A 1,295-nucleotide genomic window follows, 5' to 3' on the forward strand; every position below is an offset into this window, starting at 1 on the left:
TGAATGTTTAATAAAATCTTTGCCCTAAAGTGATCGAAACGCTGAAAGCCATATGCATTGCGTTTCATCACTTTTGTTTTATTGTTTATGCCTTCTAAAAAACCGTTAGAGTAGGGGAAGATAAAGCTGTTCAAGATTTCGACCTGCCAGTTCTTGAAGGTCCTGATTGCCTTAAGAAACGCCTGAATTTGCTTTGTTTCTACTTCCTGATAAAACGCCTCTAACCGCCTTTTTACTTCTGCCACATCATCTGCTGTCTTTGCCCAATCAAACCATTCACAATAGGCTTCTTTCAGTTCGTATGCCTGCCGTAATTCCTCAGACATCCCCAAATAACGATCCAAATACCACCGTTCTTTTTCACTCAATTTAGATGCCCGTTTATAAAGCACATGACGCATCCGCTTGCACTTCTTCCGATCATAGGCGTGCCATTCCTTCTGTACTTTCCGCCGTACTTCATCCAACGCCCAATAGATATACCGGCAATAATGAAACCGGTCTGCGATGATGACGGGTCGGCTCAATGCTTTTTTCACGGCTGCTTTGAAGCTTGGATTCATATCCATCACCACCAGTTCCACGTCCTGCCCGTATTGGCGTAAATAGTCCTGAATCGTTTCTTTCCGGCGGTTGGGCAGAATGTCTAGCGGCTCCCGGGTTTTGGCATCTGCAATAATCAGTTGAAATTTTCCGGCGTCCGTATCGCCCTTATATTCATCTATCGCAATAGCTTTGGGCAGTCGTACGCCTTTCACCATCTGCTTTTCCGCTGCCGACCGAAAGCGGCGGATGATAGTGGAACTGGACGAACCTAGGACTTCACCGGCCTCTTTAAACGTCTTAGCCTTCACGGAACGCACCTGTGCCACCTGATTCCACTCCTTGGAGAAACGCTGGTACCGTTCCACAAACGGAGCTTGTTCAGAGAACCGTTTCCCACATGCACATACATACCGTCGCCGTTTGTAAAACAGGAGGGTCAACCGTTCAAACCACTTCAAATGCTTAATCTTCTGCATTCGGTAATCATGGATTCTCTGCGTAAAATCCCCGCAGTTTGGACAACGTTGGGACTTTTTAGGAAGGGATACATAGAGACAAGTATGCTCTCCAAGCTCCTCCACCTTTTCAATAATGACTTCTTTTAATCCAGGAATATTCATGATAAAATTCATATGCACGTCTCACCTTTCTTTTACTTGTTTCTCGACAATTCAAGTATAAAAGAAATCGGTGAGTACGTGTCTTTTTTTATCCGAATTGTGTGGATACCCCAACAAATATTATAGAAC

General features: G+C 44.4%; 1 protein-coding gene. It reads right to left on the minus strand.

Annotated features, from left to right (window positions below):
• On the minus strand, positions 1-1,184 hold a 1,184-nt coding region (locus tag GD002_RS17575), incomplete at its 3' end, for an ISL3 family transposase (protein ID WP_153733657.1).
• Positions 1,185-1,295 lie beyond the last annotated feature (111 nt).

It is taken from the genome of Sporosarcina obsidiansis (assembly GCF_009651005.1).
GTDB classification, from domain to species: domain Bacteria; phylum Bacillota; class Bacilli; order Bacillales_A; family Planococcaceae; genus Sporosarcina; species Sporosarcina obsidiansis.